Genomic DNA, 16,538 nt, shown 5'->3' with positions numbered 1-16,538 from the left:
GCAAAACGGCACACTTACTCTCGGATGTTTTAATCAGGTAAAGGTAACTATGGGAAAAGCTCTCGTAATAGTTGAGTCCCCGGCAAAAGCCAAAACGATCAATAAATATCTCGGTAATGACTTCGTGGTGAAATCCAGCGTAGGCCATATCCGTGATTTGCCGACCAGTGGATCAACAGTTAAAAAGAGCGCTGACTCTACAACCAGTAAAACAACCAAAAAGGTCAAAAAAGACGAAAAGACGGCGTTAGTTAACCGTATGGGCGTCGACCCTTATCACGGCTGGGATGCGAATTATCAGATCCTGCCGGGCAAGGAAAAAGTTGTCGCTGAACTCAAGGCGCTGGCTGAGAAAGCTGACCATATCTATCTCGCAACGGACCTTGACCGCGAAGGGGAAGCCATTGCCTGGCACCTGCGGGAAGTGATCGGTGGCGATGAATCGCGCTACAGCCGCGTGGTGTTTAACGAAATCACCAAGAATGCGATTCGCCAGGCATTTGAAAAGCCGGGTGAACTGAATATTGACCGTGTTAATGCCCAGCAGGCGCGCCGCTTTATGGACCGCGTTGTGGGTTACATGGTGTCTCCACTGCTGTGGAAAAAAGTGGCACGTGGTCTTTCCGCTGGCCGTGTTCAGTCGGTCGCCGTTCGACTGGTGGTTGAGCGTGAGCGCGAAATCAAAGCGTTTGTTCCGGAAGAATACTGGGATCTGAATGCAGACCTGACCACGCCGAAAGGGGTGGATTTGCCGATGCAGGTGACGCATCAGGGCGATAAACCGTTCCGTCCGGTAAACCGCGAGCAGACCTACGCCGCTGTCAGCCTGCTGGAGAAAGCCCGCTATGTGGTTGCCGATCGTGAAGATAAGCCCACCAGCAGCAAGCCCGGCGCACCGTTTATTACCTCTACGCTGCAGCAGGCGGCCAGTACCCGTCTTGGCTTTGGCGTGAAGAAAACCATGATGATGGCCCAGCGTCTGTATGAAGCCGGTCATATCACCTATATGCGTACTGACTCAACCAACCTGAGCCAGGATGCTGTCGGCATGGTGCGCGGCTACATCGAAGATGAGTTCGGCGCGAAATACCTGCCGAAAGCCGCCAACGTCTACAGCAGCAAAGAGAATTCCCAGGAAGCGCATGAAGCCATCCGTCCATCGGATGTGAAAGTGCAGTCTGAGCAGCTAAAAGATATGGAAACCGACGCGCAGAAGCTGTATCAGCTGATCTGGCGTCAATTTGTTGCCTGCCAGATGATGCCGGCGCAATACGATTCCACCACGCTGACGGTGGAAGCGGGCGATTTCAAACTGAAGGCGAAAGGGCGCACGTTGCGCTTTGACGGCTGGACGCGTGTGATGGCTGCGCTGCGTAAAGGTGATGAAGATCGCGTGCTGCCTGCTGTGGAAGTGGGGAGTGAGCTCAGTCTCCAGCAACTGGTGCCAAGCCAGCACTTCACCAAACCACCGGCCCGCTTCAGCGAAGCCTCGCTGGTTCGTGAGCTGGAAAAACGCGGTATCGGCCGTCCTTCTACCTATGCCTCTATTATCTCGACCATTCAGGATCGTGGATATGTGAAGGTAGAAAGCCGTCGATTCTATGCGGAAAAAATGGGTGAGATCGTTACCGACCGTCTGGAAGAGAGCTTCCGTGAGCTGATGAACTATGACTTCACCGCGCACATGGAAGACAACCTCGACAAAGTCGCGAAGAATGAGGCCCAGTGGAAAGCCGTGCTGGATAAGTTCTTCAGTGAGTTCAGCGATCAACTGGCGCAGGCAGAGAAAGATCCTGAAGAAGGCGGTATGCAGCCTAATCAGATGGTCCTGACTTCAATTGACTGCCCAACCTGTAGCCGCCAGATGGGTATCCGTACTGCCAGCACCGGGGTATTCCTCGGGTGCTCTGGCTATGCGTTGCCGCCGAAAGAGCGTTGTAAGCAGACCATTAACCTGATTCCTGAGAATGAAGTACTGAATATTCTCGAAGGTGATGACGCGGAAACGAACGCACTGCGCGCCCGTCGCCGCTGCCAGAAATGTGGCACTGCGATGGACAGCTATCTGATCGACCCTCAGCGTAAGCTGCACGTCTGTGGTAACAACCCAGAATGTGATGGTTATGAGATCGAGCAGGGCGAGTTCCGCATCAAGGGTTATGACGGTCCGATCGTTGAGTGTGAGAAATGTGGTTCCGAAATGCACCTGAAAATGGGTCGCTTTGGTAAGTACATGTCCTGCACCAATGACGATTGCAAAAATACGCGTAAAATTCTGCGCAGCGGCGAAGTCGCGCCACCGAAAGAAGATCCGGTGCCGTTACCTGAGTTGCCGTGTGAGAAGTCAGACGCTTATTTCGTTCTACGTGATGGTGCTGCTGGTGTATTCCTCGCGGCCAATACGTTCCCTAAATCGCGTGAGACCCGCGCGCCGCAGGTGGAAGAGCTGCAACGCTTCCGCGACCGTTTGCCGGAAAAACTGCGTTACCTGGCCGATGCGCCAACGACCGATGAAGAAGGTAACAAAGCCGTCGTGCGTTTCAGTCGCAAAACAAAACAGCAGTACGTCAGCACAGAAAAAGACGGAAAAGCCACTGGCTGGTCTGCTTTCTTTGTTGATGGTAAATGGGAAGTCACCAAGAAGTAACGTTGCGTGAATTATCCCCGTCGGGGGCGGCCTGTCATCGCTGCCCCCGCACCTTCTTTTCTTCTGTTCCCGCTGATGAATTCCCCTGGCTGTGCTATACATATCCCACATTTTTGATATAGTTGTTATAGATAACCCCTTTCTTATTATCTAATTGCATTAGAGCGATTGCCTGATTAGAGCGCCAGCCACAGAGTTGAACACTGTTGCTCGGTTTTCGGCGCATTGTTTCAAACCCTGGATGGAACGAAAAATGAAATTGCAGCAGCTGCGCTACATCGTTGAAGTGGTGAATCACAATCTCAACGTCTCTTCAACGGCCGAAGGGCTGTATACCTCGCAACCGGGCATCAGTAAGCAAGTACGTATGCTGGAAGATGAGCTTGGCATTCAGATTTTTGCCCGTAGTGGCAAACATCTGACTCAGGTGACGCCTGCCGGGCAGGAGATCATCCGCATTGCACGAGAAGTGTTATCGAAAGTGGATGCGATTAAATCTGTCGCCGGAGAGCACACCTGGCCAGATAAGGGTTCTCTGTACGTTGCCACTACGCATACGCAGGCACGTTACGCTTTGCCCAATGTGATTAAAGGGTTTATTGAGCGCTATCCGCGCGTCTCCCTGCATATGCATCAGGGATCGCCTACGCAGATCGCAGAGGCGGTTTCAAAAGGCAATGCCGACTTCGCGATTGCCACCGAAGCGCTGCACCTTTACGACGATTTGATCATGTTACCGTGTTACCACTGGAACCGTGCCATCGTCGTCACGCCCGATCATCCCCTCGCAGCGAAGAGCAAAGTCTCCATTGAGGAACTTGCAGAATACCCATTAGTGACCTACACCTTCGGCTTTACGGGCCGCTCAGAACTGGATACCGCATTCAACCGTGCCGGGCTGACCCCGCGTATTGTCTTTACTGCGACCGATGCCGACGTGATCAAAACCTACGTCCGGCTGGGACTGGGCGTTGGGGTGATTGCCAGCATGGCGGTCGATCCGGTGTCCGATCCGGACCTGGTGCGTATCGAAGCAACCGATGTATTCAGCTTCAGTACGACCAAAATCGGTTTCCGTCGCAGCACATTCCTGCGCAGCTATATGTATGACTTTATTCAACGTTTTGCCCCACATCTGACGCGCGATGTTGTTGATACTGCTGTAGGTTTGCGTTCGAATGAAGATATTGAAGCGATGTTTAAAGATATAAAATTGCCCGCAAAATAATCACTCAGGTGATGAAAAAACCTGTCCGGAGCCGCTTTGCGGCTCTTTTTTTTTCCATTGATGCCAGTTGGCACCCCATTCGTTAATGTCCTTTGATTATTTTTTCGTAAATGAAAGATGTATCACATGTTCTCCTATTGTTATTTCTTAAATGAGAAACAGTACACAGTTTTCATTGTCCCCCTTTGCGCTCAGTTAGGATGATTCTCATACTCTAGTTAAAAGCAGGTGAGAACAGCTGCAACGAAAGGAGGAGTAAAGAAAACTCTAATTTAGAATGGACCTGTAATGGAACTCGGTGTTCTTAATTTGTGTTAAGTGATAATTAATGAGACTGAGTTGAGTGAGCATTTTTAATTAATCTTCTTCATGGATGATTAATCCTGTTAATCGTTTTGTTCAATAAAAATTACTGGATTTTGCAACAGAGAATGTTTAGGATTCATCCTAATTTCTGATTGGTTCAAACAATCGTTTTAATGAGAGTGATTATCAAAAACTATGGCGACTAGATTATCTGTACAACCCGGCTTCGGGGACAAAACCATCAAGGTTGAGCGTAACAGCAATCTGAAACGCAAAGCCTGGATGACGGTATTCGCTGCTTCAGCCCTGTTTTGGGGAGTGGTTGGCTTATTCGTATGGCGTATATGGGGATAACAATGTACCTGAGACAGCCAGAGCAGAAAGCACAGCAAGTCCGCAAAACGAACGATCGTTTCTGTAAGGGCAAGAACAAGACTCAGGACGCCATTCCGGCATCATGGGATTTGAATGACCTGCAGCGTAATTTTATTGAGTCAATGTTCGAAGAGAAGAAAGTTAAATAAAGCAGTTATTAAAATTCACTCGGCGTTTTGCTGAGAATCAAAATTAAAACAGCGTTAATTATCATTCAGGCCGACTCACTGGCCAGGGCATCTTGACGCCCATTTTTGATGCTAAACCCATCATTTAACGGTAAAACCCTCGCTTTAAATGCAGAGTGTTTAATGTGGTACGTTTTGGTCAGAGATGGCCTGCAGGAGTATAAACATGAACTTAACCCAAATTACCTGGTTCAGCACCTGGACATTCTCAGCATTGTTCTGGACCAGCGCGGTATGGATTGGAATGATGGTGCGTTAATCGCACTATTTAATCATCACCCGCGTAATAACAAATAACGCCTCGCTGGCCAGTACAGCGGGGCGTTTTTGTATTTTAATTTCAGTTTGTTTCAGCTGTTGTCAATTAGTGTTGTTATCAAATCGTTGCGATTCGCTTGTGCTATGTTTAAACAAACCTTGTGCTTACTAAGGTTTTACCTTTTATCCCCGCAGCACGGCTCCGGTGACTTAAGGTAAATGTTAAAATAATACGCAATGGAGGAGCAATGTCGACGACCCTACGCCAACTCAGTCAGGATGTACTGTCTGTCCACGAGCAACGTTACCAGTATTACAGTCTTCACCTGGCTGAGGCTGAACTGGGCGATATTTCACGCCTGCCGAAATCAATGAAAGTGTTGCTGGAAAACCTACTGCGCTGGCAGGACGGTGACTCTGTAACCGATGAGGACATCCATGCACTGGCCGGCTGGCTGAAAAATGCGCATGCTGACCGCGAAATTGCCTATCGCCCGGCACGTGTCCTGATGCAGGACTTTACCGGCGTGCCTGCTGTGGTTGATCTTGCCGCCATGCGTGAGGCGGTGAAACGGCTGGGTGGCGATGTCGCCCGGGTGAACCCGCTGTCGCCGGTTGATCTGGTCATTGACCACTCGGTAACGGTTGACCACTTTGGTGATGACGATGCGTTTGAAGAAAACGTGCGTCTGGAAATGGAGCGTAACCATGAACGTTACGTCTTCCTGCGCTGGGGGCAGAAGGCCTTTAATCGTTTTAGCGTGGTGCCACCGGGGACGGGTATTTGTCACCAGGTTAATCTGGAGTACCTGGGTCAGGCCGTCTGGCATGAAGAGCAGGGCGGAAAAGAGGTGGCTTACCCCGATACGCTGGTGGGGACCGATTCACACACCACAATGATTAATGCGCTGGGCGTGCTGGGTTGGGGCGTTGGCGGGATTGAAGCGGAAGCCGCGATGCTGGGACAGCCGGTGTCAATGCTCATTCCGGATGTGGTCGGGTTCAAACTGACCGGTAAGCTGAAAGCGGGTATCACCGCCACTGACCTGGTGCTGACCGTAACGCAGATGCTGCGTAAGCACGGCGTAGTGGGTAAATTTGTTGAATTCTACGGCGACGGGCTGGATGATCTGCCGCTGGCCGACCGTGCCACCATTGCCAATATGGCCCCGGAGTACGGTGCGACCTGCGGGTTCTTCCCGGTGGATGCCGTAACGCTGGGCTATATGAAACTGACCGGGCGCAGCACGCAGCAGGTAGCGCTTGTTGAGGCTTACAGTAAAGCGCAGGGATTATGGCGCAATACCGGTGATGAACCGGTCTTTACCAGCATGCTGGCGTTGGATATGGGGGAAGTCGAATCCAGCCTGGCCGGGCCGAAGCGCCCGCAGGACCGTGTCGCATTGGGCGACGTCCCGGCGGCCTTCCGCGCCAGTAATGAACTGGAAGTGAATCACGCGCAGAAAGCCCACAAAACCGTCAGCTACCTGGACAGTAAAACCCATCAACAGTATCAGCTGGATGACGGCGCGGTGGTGATTGCCGCGATCACCTCCTGTACCAATACCTCCAACCCCAGTGTATTAATGGCGGCGGGTCTGCTGGCGAAAAAAGCGGTGGATCTGGGGCTTGCTCCTAAGCCCTGGGTAAAGGCGTCTCTTGCGCCAGGTTCCAAAGTGGTGTCTGACTATCTTGCCGCTGCGCGCCTGACGCCTTATCTCGATAAACTCGGTTTTAACCTGGTCGGTTATGGTTGCACGACGTGTATCGGTAACTCCGGCCCGCTGCCGGATGAGATCGAATCCGCGATCAAACAGGGCGATCTGACCGTCGGCGCGGTGCTGTCGGGAAACCGAAACTTCGAAGGACGCATCCATCCCTATGTGAAGACCAACTGGCTGGCGTCACCGCCGCTGGTCGTGGCCTATGCGCTGGCAGGTAATATGACCCTGAATCTGCAAACGGAGCCACTTGGCGAAGATGCAGCAGGTCATCCAGTGTATCTCAAGGATATCTGGCCTTCGCCGGAAGAGATCGCCGAAGCCGTGCAGATGGTTTCTACCGATATGTTCCATAAAGAGTATGCCGAAGTCTTCGAGGGCACCCCGGAATGGCAGCAGATCAAGGTCAGTGAAGCCGCGACCTATGACTGGGATGGCAGTTCGACCTACATCCGGCTGTCGCCTTTCTTCGATGATATGGAAAGAGAACCGAAGCCAGTTCAGGACATTCAGGGTGCACGCATTCTGGCGATGCTCGGTGATTCGGTGACCACAGACCATATCTCACCGGCAGGGAGCATTAAAGCCGACAGTCCGGCCGGACGTTACCTGCTGGAGCACGGCGTCGAGCGAACGGATTTCAACTCTTATGGCTCACGCCGTGGTAACCATGAAGTGATGATGCGCGGCACCTTTGCCAATATCCGTATTCGTAACGAAATGGTACCGGGCGTGGAAGGGGGAATGACGCGTTACATTCCTGGCGATGAGCAGATGGCGATCTATGATGCCGCCATGCGTTATCAGCAGGCTGGCATTCCGCTGGCGGTGATCGCCGGGAAAGAGTACGGCTCGGGCTCCAGCCGCGACTGGGCCGCGAAAGGTCCACGTCTGCAAGGGGTTAGGGTGGTGATTGCCGAATCCTTTGAACGTATTCACCGCTCGAATCTTATTGGTATGGGGATCTTGCCGCTGGAGTTTCCATCAGGCGTCACGCGTAAAACGCTGGGGCTGACCGGGGATGAGCAGATTGATGTGCAGGATCTGAAGCAGTTAACACCGGGATGCGTGGTGAAGGTGACGTTGACGCGCATTGATGGGCGTCAGGAAGTGATGGAAGCGCGTTGCCGTATCGATACCGGTAATGAGCTGACGTACTACCAGAATGACGGCATCTTGCATTATGTGATCCGCAATATGTTGCAATAACCCACGCGGTGTTTCCCTGGCGACCTGCATGATGCCGGTCGCCAGAGTGTCAACCCGGAAGGGCTATTTGGATAACAGATGGCCCATTTTCGCGGCTTTCGTATCCAGGTAATGCGCATTGCTAGGGTTTCTTCCCACAATCAGTGGTACACGCTCAACAATATTGATACCCGCCTCAGTGAGGATCTCAACCTTGCGCGGGTTATTGGTCAGCAGGCGGACTTCGTGGATGCCCAGCAATTTGAACATATCGGCGCAGAGGGTGAAGTCGCGCTCATCAGCCGCAAAACCTAACTGGTTGTTGGCTTCAACCGTATCAAAGCCTTTATCCTGCAGCGCATAAGCGCGGATCTTGTTCAGCAGACCGATATTACGGCCTTCCTGACGGTGATACAGCAGAATACCGCGCCCCTGCTCAGCAATCTGCGCCAGGGCGGCTTCAAGCTGGAACCCGCAATCGCAACGCAGGCTGAACAATGCATCGCCCGTCAAACACTCAGAATGGACGCGTGACAGCACAGGTTTGCTGTCGGAAATATCGCCAAACACCAGGGCGACATGATCGTGCCCGGTGGCGAGTTCTTCAAAACCAACCATGAGGAAATCCCCCCAAGGCGTGGGCAGATTGGCTTCTGCTACCCGTTTAAGCTGCATGTGACTCTCCAGAAACTTCAGGTGTTGCGCTATCATCAGATATCGCTGTGTCAGTTGCCTGACGCAAACAATTGTGCCTATTTTGCCACAACATATCGCGTGGCAGTTAACACGTTAGAGCGATTGTTTTAATAACGCAGAATTATCACTATAACAATCCTTATGTTATTATTTTTTAAGATAATCTTATAACAAACTCGTGAACATAACGGTTCGAAAGGAAGATAAATGGCAGAGATCCTCAAACGTACCACCCTGGGCATGCTGGTATTGTTGATGATGCCACTCGGGGTGATGCTGTCAGGCTGGCACTGGCAGCCTGTGTCAATGGGATGGGGGCACAAGCTGCTCTTCTGGTTTACCGAAACAGTCACCAGCCCCTGGGGGACGCTGACCAGTGCTATTCTTTGCGGCTGGTTCCTCTGGTGCCTGCGCTTTCGCTGGAAACCCGCGGTATTTCTTCTGGGGATCATTATTGCCACACTGCTCTCCGGGCAGTACACCAAAAGCCTGATTAAAGAACATGTACAGGAGCCGCGCCCCTATGTTCTGTGGCTGGAGAAAACGTACGGTATTAATGAGCAGCAATTCTATGACCAGAAACGTAAACAGCGCAGTGAGATGGTCAGCGCCGCCGTTGCGAAGAATAGCCAGTTACCTGACTGGCTAAAAAAACACTGGGCATTTGAAACCGGTTTTGCTTTCCCCTCGGGGCATACCATGTTTGCCGCCAGTTGGGCGTTGCTCGGCGTGGGGCTGCTGTGGCCACGCAGGCGCTACGTCACTATCGTGTTGCTGATGAGCTGGGCGATAGCGGTAATGGGTAGCCGCCTTGTGCTGGGGATGCACTGGCCGCGTGATTTGGTTTTCGCTACGCTTATCAGCTGGTTATTCATTACCCTCGCAACCTGGCTGGCTCAGCGGTTCTGTGGGCCTCTAACGGTGCCTCCGCAGGAGCAGCAGGAGATCGCGCAGCGGGAAAATGAGGCCTCCTGATTGTAAAGACGGTATCCTGTCCCCATATCTTTTGTTCGGCTCTTTTATGGCTGCCTGATGGCAGGAAGTGCAGGGAAAAGTGATGGGGCGAGGAATAACACGTGACATCAATGCAAGCATCAGACCGATTTTTTTGGCATAATTCATCTGGTTAACACCAGGGTATGGGATGAACTGTGAAATATTTGCTGATTTTTTTAGTGGTCCTGGCGATTTTCGTCATTTCAGTCACGCTGGGCGCGCACAACGACCAGGTAGTGAAGTTTAACTATCTGCTGGCGCAGGGTGAGTTCCGTGTTTCAACGTTGCTGGCTTCACTGTTTGCCGCTGGATTTTTACTGGGCTGGGCGATTTGTGGATTGTTCTGGCTGCGTGTGCGGGTATCACTGGCACATACGCAACGTAAACTTAAACGTCTTCAGCAGCAACTGGGGCAGACAGAGCCATCCGTGACAGCGTCACAGGCACCTGCCGTCAAGGAATAATCATTTATGTTAGAACTGCTGTTTCTGTTACTTCCCATTGCTGCCGCCTATGGCTGGTATATGGGGCGCAGAAGTGCGCAACAGGATAAGCAACAGGAAGCCAGCCGCCTGTCGCGTGACTATGTGACCGGGGTGAACTTCCTGCTCTCTAACCAGCAGGACAAAGCCGTCGACCTGTTTCTCGATATGTTAAAAGAGGACAGTGGCACGGTGGAAGCGCACCTGACACTGGGCAATCTGTTCCGCTCCCGAGGTGAAGTCGATCGCGCTATACGCATTCACCAGGCACTGATGGAAAGCGCCTCCCTCACTTACGACCAGCGCCTGCTGGCGATCCAACAGCTGGGCCGCGATTATATGGCTGCGGGGTTCTACGATCGCGCTGAACAGATGTTCGGTCAGCTGGTGGACGAAACGGATTTCCGCATCAGCGCCTTGCAGCAACTGCTGATTATCCACCAGGCCACCAGTGACTGGCCGAATGCCATTGAAGTGGCTGAACGACTGGTGAAACAGGGCAAAGATCGCCTGAAGATGGAAATCGCGCATTTCTACTGTGAGCTGGCCTTGCAGGCTATCAGCAGTGATGATCTCGATCGTGCCATGAATCTGCTGAAGAAAGGGGAGTCAGCCGACCGCAACAGTGCCCGCGTCTCCATTATGATGGGCCGCATCCATATGGCGAAGAATGAGTTTGCCAAAGCCGTGGTGCATTTGCAGCGGGTAATCGAACAGGATAAAGAGTTGGTCAGTGAAACGCTTGAGATGCTGGAAGGCTGTTATGAACATCTTAATCAGCCTCAGGCCTGGTCCGAATACCTTAAACGCTGCGTGGAAGAAAATACCGGTGCTGCAGCCGAACTCTACCTGGCGGGGATCCTTGACCGTGAAGAGGGCGCCGAGGTTGCACAAACTTATATTACCCGCCAGCTTCAGCGCCATCCAACGATGCGTGTTTTCCATCGGCTGATGGATTTCAACTTGCAGGAAGCCGAGGATGGCCGTGCGAAAGATAGCCTGATGGTGCTGCGCGATATGGTCGGCGAGCAGATCCGAACCAAACCTCGTTATCGGTGCCACAAGTGCGGCTTTACGGCTCATGCGCTTTACTGGCATTGCCCGTCGTGCCGTGCCTGGTCCTCCGTTAAACCTATTCGTGGTCTTGACGGCCAGTAATACGTGGGCGTTACGGCTTACTTCACCCCGCATTAGTTACAACATACTAATGGCGCGAAAAAAAACGATGCCAGCACCACCGAGCTCTTTTTTTTCTACAGGATAAAAGGCGAAAAGGCATAGCCGGGGAGGTTGGCTATGCCGGGGTTGTGCAGGGTACGCGTGTGGATTACACGGTCAGCACATTGTCACAAGGTTCACCTTTCTCAAGGCGGCGCAGATTTTCCAGCGTGGTCTCAGAAATACTGGTCAGGGCTTCCGCAGTCAGGAAAGCCTGGTGGCCGGTAAACAGGACGTTATGGCAGGCTGATAAACGACGGAACACATCATCCTGGATCACGTCGTTAGATTTATCCTCAAAGAACAAATCACGTTCGTTTTCGTAAACATCCATGCCCAGTGCGCCGATTTTTTGCTGCTTCAGCGCCTCAATGGCTGCCTGGGAATCAATCAGAGCACCCCGGCTGGTGTTGATCACCATGACGCCATCTTTCATCTGTGCAAACGCACTGCTGTTCAGCAGGTGATGATTATCCGCCGTCAGTGGACAGTGCAGGGTGATGACATCGGACTGGCTAAACAGCGTTTTAATGTCGACATATTCCGCACCCAGCTCCAGTGCCTGCGGGCTTGGATAAGGGTCGAACGCCAGCAGACGCATACCGAAGCCTTTCAGAATACGCATCGCAGCGATACCAATTTTCCCGGTGCCGATCACCCCGGCGGTACGTCCGTGCATGTTGAAACCAATCAGCCCTTCGAGGGAGAAGTTCGCATCACGCGTACGCTGGTAGGCGCGATGAATACGGCGGTTCAGGGTCATCATCATGCCGACCGCATGTTCAGCCACCGCTTCCGGTGAGTAGGCAGGAACACGTACCACCTGAATACCCAGTTCACGCGCCGCGTCGAGATCGACGTTATTGAAACCCGCGCAGCGCAGCGCAACAAACTTCACGCCCAGTTCGGCCAGCTCCTCTAACACCTTGCGGCTGCCGTCATCGTTGACGAAAATGCAAACGCCATCGCAGCCCACGGCGTTTTTCGCCGTACGTTCACTCAACAGAAAGTCGAAAAACTCCAGTTCAAAACCAAAGTCCTCATTGACCTGTGTGAGGTATTTCCGGTCATACTGCTTGGTGCTATATACCGCAAGTTTCATCGCCTTTTCCTTTCGCCGTGCGTCAGTGATAAAGCAGTGTAACAATAATTTATCCCTACGCGGGAGAGGACCGCTGTTTAGCTGGTGTTAAAAGCAGCGAATCGATTGATTACAGGCGAAAAACTTCACCCTTCAGGGATTCCATGCCATCATTCAGGGATAATCACGGAATGAACAGGATGTCACCGCCATGAACCGGGGCTGGAAAATAGCGCTTGCTGTGCTGATGGCAGTTATCCTGCTGCTGACCGGCATACTTCTTACTGTTACCCAGTGGCTGCCGCGACTGGCCGGCCTCTGGCTGCCCGCAAAAACTTCCGTCGTCCTTGACGGTAACCCCGGCTGGCATCAGGGCGCGTTACGCCTGCCGGGTGTGCATTATCGGGTGGGAGACTGCGAGCTGGCGAGCGTAAAAGGCGTGGCGCTCAGTTACCACCAGAGCCGCTGGCAACTGATTGTCGATGACGCCACCGTGGATACTTCATGCGCAGCTAACCTTACCAGCGCCGACAATCACGATGCACCACGTACGTTGGCAGAATGGCAGCAGATGCTTCCCGCCGCCAACGTCACTCTCCGACAACTCACGATTACGCCCTGGCAGAACTGGGCCGGGCAGCTTCAGCTTAATCTCGATCCTCAACGTCAGCACCTGCACTATCAGGGAAAAAACCTGTCACTGGATGCCGAACTCAACGGACAGCAGCTGACGCTCACATCATTGAACATTCAGGCACCTGGCGTGCCGAAGCCCGTGAGCCTGAGCGGCACGCTGACGTTACCGCGCATCCCTGACTCCTTACCTGAAGGTGGTGCATTACAGGGCGATTTGGCGCTGGATAGTGTTCCTGAGCCGCTGCATCTGCGCCTTGACTGGCAGCAGCAGGTCGGCACGTTGGTCGTGACCGCAAAGGATCAAAAAAAACCGCTGTTAACGCTGCCCTGGAACATCACACGTGAGAACATCGTGGTGCAACAGGGGCAGTGGAACTGGCCCTGGGCGGTGCAACCGCTTTCTGGTGGTTTCGCGCTGACGGCAAAAGGCTGGCAGCAGGGGTTACCCGCCACGGAACTAAACGGCCGCTTTAATATGCTGACCGAGGGACGTGGCGGGAAAGGTAATGTGGTATTAACGCTGGGACCGGGAAATCTGGACTGGCAGAACAGTCAGCTGCCGTTCCGGCTGACAGGAGAGACCAAACTCGACAGCCTGCAATTCTTTGCCGGCTTGCCGGGAGAGTTACGTGGGCCGATGCTTGACCCACAGATAGTGATGCTGCCGGGTGCATTACTGCGTATGAAAGGGCGGTTGCTCTCCACCCTGGAAGTGGATGAAGCACGCTGGCCGCTGGCGGGCGTCTCGCTTTCTTCTGCCGGTATTGATGGGCGCCTACAGGCGATCCTCAGTGCTCATGATCGCGAAATGGGGCGGTTTCGCCTGCATCTGGACGGACGGGCCAGTGACTTCTGGCCGGACAAAGGCACGTGGTTATGGCGTTACTGGGGGGATGGTTATCTGGCCCCGCTGAACGCAAAATGGGATGTCAAAGGTCAGGGACGCTGGCAGGATCGGTTGATTGAATTAACCTCGCTGTCGACCGGGTTTGATCATCTTGCCTATGGCAGCGTCACGATGGATGCCCCACGATTAACGCTGGACCAGCCTGTTCGCTGGCAACGTGACCCTGAGTCACCCTCATTCAACGGGCAATTAAGCCTGAACGCCAGGGAGACGCACTTCAGTAGCGGCGGCTATTTGCCCCCATCGACCCTGACGCTGACTGTCAAAGGGCGCGACCCGGAGGCGTTTTTGTACAAGGGGAGTCTGCAGGCGAAGAAAATTGGCCCGGTTCAGGTACGGGGCCGCTGGGATGGAGAACGTCTGCGTGGTCAAATGTGGTGGCCGGAACAGCCATTAAACGTGTTTCAGCCGCTGATCAGTCCGGAGCTGAAACTGGCGATTCAGGGGGGCATGTTAAAAGCTCAGGTGGCTTTCTCTGCGGCCAGCGATCAGGGGCTGAAAGCCGGTGGTCACTGGCTGGTGAGCAATGGCAGCGTGCTACTGCCGGATAATGAATTTGAGGGTATCGACTTCTCGCTACCTTTCCGCCTGGAATCTCATCGCTGGTATTTCGGCGCTCACGGGCCCGTATCATTACGGATAAAAAAGATTAACAACCAGTTTGCGATGCACAATGTCACGGCCGATCTTCAGGGCTGGTATCCCTGGAGTGACAGGCAGCCGCTCACACTGAGTAACGTGAACCTTGAGCTGCTCGGCGGGCAGTTGAGTATGGCCAGCTTGCAGATGCCACAAACGGAGGCAGCCACGATCCATGTCACGCATCTGAGCTTGTCCGAACTGGTCACCACCATGAAGCTTAAACAGCTGGCGATGTCGGGCTACATCAACGGTGCGTTGCCGCTGTGGCTGAATAATTCACACTGGCTGGTGAAAGAGGGCTGGGTTGCTAACAGCGGGCCACTCACCGTGCGTATGGATAAAGACATGGCCGATGCCATCAGTCGTAATAATTTTGCCGCCGGGGCTGCCATCGACTGGCTGCGTTATATGGAAATTTCCCGAAGCTGGGCAACAATCGATCTCGATAATTTAGGCGTGATGAACATGACCGCTAAAGTCGATGGCACCAGCCGTTTCAGCAACAGAAATCAACGCGTATCGCTGAACTACAGCCAGCAGGAAAATTTGTTCCAACTGTGGCGCAGTCTGCGCTTTGGCGATAACCTGCAATCTTGGGTGGAACAGAATGCCACCTTGCCGTCGCAAAAGGAAAACAGTGATGAAACCCCTCAGTAGCCTTTGGATAACGGGTGGAACGATGCTGCTTTGCGGGTGTATCCCGCGCATTGAAGTGGCCGCCCCAAAAGAGCCGATCACCATTAATATGAATGTAAAAATCGAGCATGAAATTCATATCAAAGTGGATAAGGACGTTGAAGCGTTATTAAAAACCCAGAGTGGTCTGTTCTGAGGACGGGGCATATGAAACGACTTAACTGCGGTATATTGCTGGGTTGTTTGCTGCTGTCACCTGCTGTGATGGCGCTGACGCTGGATGAAGCCCGCCAACAGGGACGTGTGGGTGAAACGCTGAATGGCTACATTGCGGCGGTTCAGCAGGATGCGGAAACCCTCACGCTGGTTAAACAGATTAATGAGGCGCGTACACGTCAATATCAGCTGCTGGCGCAGCAAAATAATATGACCACGCGCGACGTTGCCAGTATTGCGGGTTCCAAACTGGTTGAGAGAGCAAAATCAGGGGAATATGTACGAGGAATAAACGGTCAGTGGTTGAAGAAGTAGCGGCGGCACCGACACAGTGCCACCGCGCAGGTTGAGGAGGGTTAGCTCAACCTGTTTTTTCGGGTAATCAGGCAGTCACGATCTGAGAAATCACCGCTTTCGCATCGCTGGCGGCTTTCGCTGCCACTTCAGGACCGTAACCGATACCTTCCGCAAACACGAACTGCACGTCAGTCAGACCGAGGAAGCCAAGGAACAGGGTCAGGTAAGGGGTCAGCAGGTCGCTTGGGGTGTCTTTATGGATACCACCACGGCTTGACAGAACCACGACTTTTTTGCCTTTGATCAGGCCTTCAGGACCCTGTTCGGTGTAACGGAACGTCACGCCAGCACGGGCCACCAGGTCGAAGTAGTTCTTCAGCTGAGTGGGGATATTGAAGTTGTACATTGGCGCCGTGATCACGATGGTGTCATGGGCCTGCAGTTCAGCAATCAGTTCGTTGGACAGATCCAGCGCTTCCTGCTGACGCGGGGTCAGTGCGGCATCGGATGGACGCAGTGCGCCAACCAGCTCACCGTCCAGTACCGGGATTGGGTTAGCGGCCAGATCGCGCTCGGTCACTTCATCGCCAGGGTGGGCCGCTTTCCATTCGGAAACCAGGTGGTCTGCCAGCTGGCCAGACTGTGAATAACCAGCAAGAATACTTGATTTCAGTACTAATACTTTGCTCATGGTTCTTTTTTCCTGTTTTGTCACGCGGATCACATACCGCTCAATAAGGAACACTTTACGGATAAATTGCCGACAGTGTAAGTGCGAGTTTTCGATAGCAATGTTCGAAAATCTTGAATAAGACGCGCC

14 protein-coding genes are annotated in these 16,538 nt (G+C 53.0%); 11 read left to right on the top strand and 3 right to left on the bottom strand.

Annotation, left to right across the window (positions count from 1 at the left end; translation table 11 throughout):
• Positions 1–49: 49 nt before the first annotated feature.
• The 5 genes from topA (at position 50) to acnA (ending at position 7,932) form a co-directional block, all read left to right on the top strand.
• Positions 50–2,647 (top strand): type I DNA topoisomerase, encoded by a 2,598-nt coding sequence (topA, locus tag LJN55_RS12660; protein ID WP_227534579.1) that lies wholly within the window; start codon positions 50–52, stop codon positions 2,645–2,647.
• Between the two features lie 253 nt (positions 2,648–2,900).
• A complete protein-coding gene (gene cysB / locus LJN55_RS12655; protein ID WP_062743153.1) occupies positions 2,901–3,875 on the top strand; it encodes an HTH-type transcriptional regulator CysB in 975 nt (324 codons plus the stop codon).
• Between the two features lie 501 nt (positions 3,876–4,376).
• Positions 4,377–4,535 (top strand): YmiA family putative membrane protein, encoded by a 159-nt coding sequence (locus tag LJN55_RS12650; RefSeq protein WP_133841910.1) that lies wholly within the window; start codon positions 4,377–4,379, stop codon positions 4,533–4,535.
• Positions 4,536–4,537: 2 nt separating this feature from the next.
• Complete coding sequence (locus LJN55_RS12645) at positions 4,538–4,705, top strand: AraC family transcriptional regulator (protein ID WP_227534578.1); 168 nt, start codon at positions 4,538–4,540, stop codon at positions 4,703–4,705.
• A gap of 545 nt (positions 4,706–5,250) precedes the next feature.
• A complete protein-coding gene (gene acnA, locus LJN55_RS12640) occupies positions 5,251–7,932 on the top strand; it encodes an aconitate hydratase AcnA (RefSeq protein WP_227534577.1) in 2,682 nt (893 codons plus the stop codon).
• A gap of 63 nt (positions 7,933–7,995) precedes the next feature.
• Here the strand turns inward: acnA and ribA are convergent, their stop codons facing one another.
• On the bottom strand, positions 7,996–8,586 hold the full coding sequence (gene ribA, locus LJN55_RS12635; RefSeq protein WP_159336561.1) for a GTP cyclohydrolase II: 591 nt from the start codon (positions 8,584–8,586) through the stop codon (positions 7,996–7,998).
• Positions 8,587–8,814: 228 nt separating this feature from the next.
• On the opposite strand from ribA, the gene pgpB reads away from it, so the two are divergent.
• From pgpB to lapB, 3 genes are all read left to right on the top strand, one after another.
• Complete coding sequence (gene pgpB / locus LJN55_RS12630) at positions 8,815–9,582, top strand: phosphatidylglycerophosphatase B (RefSeq protein ID WP_227534576.1); 768 nt, start codon at positions 8,815–8,817, stop codon at positions 9,580–9,582.
• Between the two features lie 176 nt (positions 9,583–9,758).
• Entirely contained in the window at positions 9,759–10,067 is a 309-nt protein-coding gene (locus LJN55_RS12625; RefSeq protein ID WP_133841915.1) for a LapA family protein, read from the top strand.
• Positions 10,068–10,073: 6 nt separating this feature from the next.
• Complete coding sequence (gene lapB / locus LJN55_RS12620; protein ID WP_133841916.1) at positions 10,074–11,243, top strand: lipopolysaccharide assembly protein LapB; 1,170 nt, start codon at positions 10,074–10,076, stop codon at positions 11,241–11,243.
• A 169-nt stretch (positions 11,244–11,412) separates the two neighbouring features.
• Here the strand turns inward: lapB and LJN55_RS12615 are convergent, their stop codons facing one another.
• The gene (locus tag LJN55_RS12615; protein ID WP_133841917.1) at positions 11,413–12,405 is read right to left on the bottom strand and encodes a 2-hydroxyacid dehydrogenase; all 993 of its coding nucleotides are present in this window, start codon (positions 12,403–12,405) and stop codon (positions 11,413–11,415) included.
• Between the two features lie 190 nt (positions 12,406–12,595).
• On the opposite strand from LJN55_RS12615, the gene LJN55_RS12610 reads away from it, so the two are divergent.
• Genes LJN55_RS12610 through LJN55_RS12600 form a run of 3 tightly spaced genes read left to right on the top strand, consistent with a single transcriptional unit; the run spans position 12,596 to position 15,736 of the window.
• On the top strand, positions 12,596–15,226 hold the full coding sequence (locus tag LJN55_RS12610; RefSeq protein ID WP_227534575.1) for a YdbH family protein: 2,631 nt from the start codon (positions 12,596–12,598) through the stop codon (positions 15,224–15,226).
• Positions 15,210–15,401: a YnbE family lipoprotein gene (locus tag LJN55_RS12605; protein WP_133841919.1), complete on the top strand. Its 192-nt coding sequence runs from the start codon at positions 15,210–15,212 to the stop codon at positions 15,399–15,401. The genes LJN55_RS12610 and LJN55_RS12605 overlap by 17 nt, the downstream gene beginning before the upstream one ends.
• An 11-nt stretch (positions 15,402–15,412) precedes the next feature.
• Complete coding sequence (locus LJN55_RS12600) at positions 15,413–15,736, top strand: YdbL family protein (RefSeq protein WP_227534574.1); 324 nt, start codon at positions 15,413–15,415, stop codon at positions 15,734–15,736.
• Between the two features lie 67 nt (positions 15,737–15,803).
• On the opposite strand, the gene LJN55_RS12595 is transcribed toward LJN55_RS12600, so the two are convergent.
• Positions 15,804–16,409, bottom strand: a complete 606-nt coding sequence (locus tag LJN55_RS12595; RefSeq protein ID WP_133841921.1) for an FMN-dependent NADH-azoreductase — start codon at positions 16,407–16,409, stop codon at positions 15,804–15,806.
• Between the last annotated feature and the right edge of the window lie 129 nt (positions 16,410–16,538).

The organism is Erwinia rhapontici (assembly GCF_020683125.1).
Taxonomy (GTDB): Bacteria; Pseudomonadota; Gammaproteobacteria; order Enterobacterales; family Enterobacteriaceae; genus Erwinia; species Erwinia rhapontici.
The sequence above is the reverse complement of the archived record's forward strand: the minus strand, read 5'-3'. Positions and strand labels throughout refer to the sequence as shown.

Bases quoted from the DNA above. Each gene is read 5' to 3' on its own strand.
- topA (WP_227534579.1), top strand. From the start codon at position 50: ATGGGAAAAGCTCTCGTAATAGTTGAGTCCCCGGCAAAAGCCAAAACG.
- cysB (WP_062743153.1), top strand. From the start codon at position 2,901: ATGAAATTGCAGCAGCTGCGCTACATCGTTGAAGTGGTGAATCACAAT.
- LJN55_RS12650 (WP_133841910.1), top strand. From the start codon at position 4,377: ATGGCGACTAGATTATCTGTACAACCCGGCTTCGGGGACAAAACCATC.
- LJN55_RS12645 (WP_227534578.1), top strand. From the start codon at position 4,538: ATGTACCTGAGACAGCCAGAGCAGAAAGCACAGCAAGTCCGCAAAACG.
- acnA (WP_227534577.1), top strand. From the start codon at position 5,251: ATGTCGACGACCCTACGCCAACTCAGTCAGGATGTACTGTCTGTCCAC.
- ribA (WP_159336561.1), bottom strand. From the start codon at position 8,586: ATGCAGCTTAAACGGGTAGCAGAAGCCAATCTGCCCACGCCTTGGGGG.
- pgpB (WP_227534576.1), top strand. From the start codon at position 8,815: ATGGCAGAGATCCTCAAACGTACCACCCTGGGCATGCTGGTATTGTTG.
- lapB (WP_133841916.1), top strand. From the start codon at position 10,074: ATGTTAGAACTGCTGTTTCTGTTACTTCCCATTGCTGCCGCCTATGGC.
- LJN55_RS12615 (WP_133841917.1), bottom strand. From the start codon at position 12,405: ATGAAACTTGCGGTATATAGCACCAAGCAGTATGACCGGAAATACCTC.
- LJN55_RS12610 (WP_227534575.1), top strand. From the start codon at position 12,596: ATGAACCGGGGCTGGAAAATAGCGCTTGCTGTGCTGATGGCAGTTATC.
- LJN55_RS12605 (WP_133841919.1), top strand. From the start codon at position 15,210: ATGAAACCCCTCAGTAGCCTTTGGATAACGGGTGGAACGATGCTGCTT.
- LJN55_RS12600 (WP_227534574.1), top strand. From the start codon at position 15,413: ATGAAACGACTTAACTGCGGTATATTGCTGGGTTGTTTGCTGCTGTCA.
- LJN55_RS12595 (WP_133841921.1), bottom strand. From the start codon at position 16,409: ATGAGCAAAGTATTAGTACTGAAATCAAGTATTCTTGCTGGTTATTCA.